The organism is Acetatifactor sp. (assembly GCF_982438285.1).
This window is the reverse complement of sequence record NZ_CEWDFQ010000397.1, coordinates 1-2505: the sequence shown is the minus strand read 5'-3', so window position 1 is coordinate 2505 and position 2505 is coordinate 1. Positions and strand designations below refer to the sequence as shown.

The 2505-nt window shown below is 46.4% G+C and carries 2 protein-coding genes; both read right to left on the bottom strand.

From position 1 onward, the window contains the following. On the bottom strand, positions 1-1003 hold a 1003-nt coding region (locus tag AC1WIP_RS14430), incomplete at its 3' end, for a cache domain-containing protein (RefSeq protein WP_481142483.1). 2 nt (positions 1004-1005) lie between these two features. Next, entirely contained in the window at positions 1006-2433 is a 1428-nt protein-coding gene (locus AC1WIP_RS14425; protein ID WP_481142482.1) for a response regulator, read from the bottom strand. Positions 2434-2505: the final 72 nt, after the last annotated feature.

Here is a 2505-nt window from a genome sequence, read left to right as displayed (position 1 = left end):
GCGTCTGATAGTTGACGTCAGAAATAAAGGCGGAGAGCTCCCCAAGGGGTCTTGCAATGTTTTTGACAATGCTGCTGTAGATGGCAAGAAGCACCAAAAATATGATAATACCAAAGGTAATGCCAAAGACCTTCAAAGGATACAGAGGCCGTTCCAGCTCCCTTTGCGGGATAATGCTCACAAGCGTCCAGGATAATCCGGGGATTTCGCTGTGATTTAACAGGCAGCGTTCCCCCTGAAATTCCACAACGGATTGAGAGGCTGTGGAAGGGATCAGCTCAAGAACGTCCGAGGAGACATAGGAGCCGTTTAAGCTGCTGTCCTGAGAGGCAAGAATACGGTTATTCTGGTCCAACAGGTAGAATACTGTGGAATTCGGAAGGTTTGTATTTTCAAGAATGCGCTGAAAGGAAGCATTTTCAAACAGGATATAGCACACCTCGGCGTGATTCAGATTGCGGTAGGTGGAAAAGGAAAAGGCATACAAATAGAGGGAGGTTTCTCCGGAATTAATCAGATAAAATTCTCCGGAGCCGTTTAAGGGGAGGGATTCGGCGGGATATTCCTCCAGAATATATTCGATGGCGCCCCAATCCTCTCCAGAGCTATAGCGCACAAGCTGTCCCAAATGATCCACAAGAATGATATCGGTGATGCTGGGATTGGCGATGCTTGAAAATTCAAACAGATTTTGAATAAACCGTACCTGAGTGGCTCTCATGGCATAATTTGTACTGCCCATGAAATCCTGGGTATAACTGTTGTAGGCAATGTTTTCGGCGGTCTCCACGATGGCTTCTGCCTGTATGGATAAATTTTTCTCCAGCTGGATCAGCAGATTGGAGGCTGAGTCCTGGGCCATATTCCGTATAACGGAGGAAAACTGATAAAAATAAGCAAGCTGTATCAGAACGATAACCGCCATACTGAAAATGACCAGGGCGAAGAGCTGGTATTTTATCTTGATATTCTGAAAAAAATATTTTTGTTTCTTAGGGCGCACTTTTATTTCCTCCGATACTGCAGCGGTGTTTGTCCGATGTGCTTTTTAAAGGTTTTGTTGAAGTAAAAATAGTCTTTGTATCCTATCTCATAACAGATTTCTTCTGTTGTCTTGTCGGTGTCAGAAAGCAGCCGGCAGGCAAGATTCATCCGCAGCTCCGTCAGGTACTTGGAGTAATTTGTTTTCGTATATTTTTTAAACAGCTTGGAAGCGTAGGTAAAATTTACATGAACACAGTCCGCCACATCCTGAAGGGTGATGGGCTCTGTGAAATGCTCGTTTACATAGCGGATCATGGCGCTGTAAATATGCTTTCCCTCTTCGGCTGACTGCTCCGGGTAGGAGACAGTTTGATTTTCCAGAAGAACAATTAATTCCTGTGTCAGCTTTTCTATATCGGAGTAACGATCCAGCATGTGCTCGGCCGACAAAAGACAGGATTCCTCGTAAAGGTCTGCATCCGAAAGCAGCAGCATAAGCTGATTCCATAATCGCACCATGCCGTTTACGTTGATGGATATGGATTGGAGCGTATGGGGCAGATGATTCAGATAGCTGCGCAGCGCCTCCGTCTTTTTATCCATATAAAGGGTGTGTATTTGTTCTGAAACATCACGCAGGGCGTTTCCGTCTGTTTCATTGTATAGGTACAGCCCGGGAGGCAGCAGGAAAAAGGAGCTGTGATAGGCGGCAAAGGCCTGCACCGTAAGCCGGCTTGGACCGTCCAAAGCCATAAGCTCAGGGCCGGAGAAGGGAAGGCTGCATCCCAGCATCTGGCGGGGAAGGAGCTCCCTCAGAAAGGAGTCCGGAGAAAAGGTATCTCTGCATGCAAGGAAGCACAGGCAGCAGTCTTGCCCGCAGGGAAGGGAGAGCTGCCAAAAGGAGCTATGCTGTGGCAGCTCTTCCTGGCTGCTCTCCAGAAAGGAAGCAAGGGAGCTGCCGCCCATAACGGCATAACAGGAAAAGCTCTCATCTATCTGTGGAAACAGCTCCTTTAAGCTTATTTTTTCCCCGGAAATTTTATCCATAAGACGCAGCCTGCGATTCTGCTTTTTTTCGTCCAGCCTGCTTTTCAGCCGGGAAAGCAGAGAATCGGTTGCATCCAGATCCACAGGCTTTAAGAGATAATCATAAGCGCCGGAGCGCAGGGCCTCCCTTGCATATTCAAACTCAGCATAGCCGCTTACGAAAATAATTTCCAGATTGGAATCAAAGCTTCTGATTTCCTTTAACAGGCTGATGCCGTCCAGGCCGGGCATTCTGATGTCAGACACCAATACGTCAAAGCCTTCTGCTTTTAAAAGCTCTAAAGCCTTCAGAGGATTGCTCAATACAGAAACCACCTCAAAGCCATATTTCCCCCAGGGAAGCATATTTTTCATTCCCTTTAATTCCCACGGTTCGTCATCTAAAAGCATCACTTTATACATAAATGCAAGCCTCCTCCTGCTGTTTGATGGGTATAGTATATCAAAAATTGCAAAATATTACAAAGAGAATGC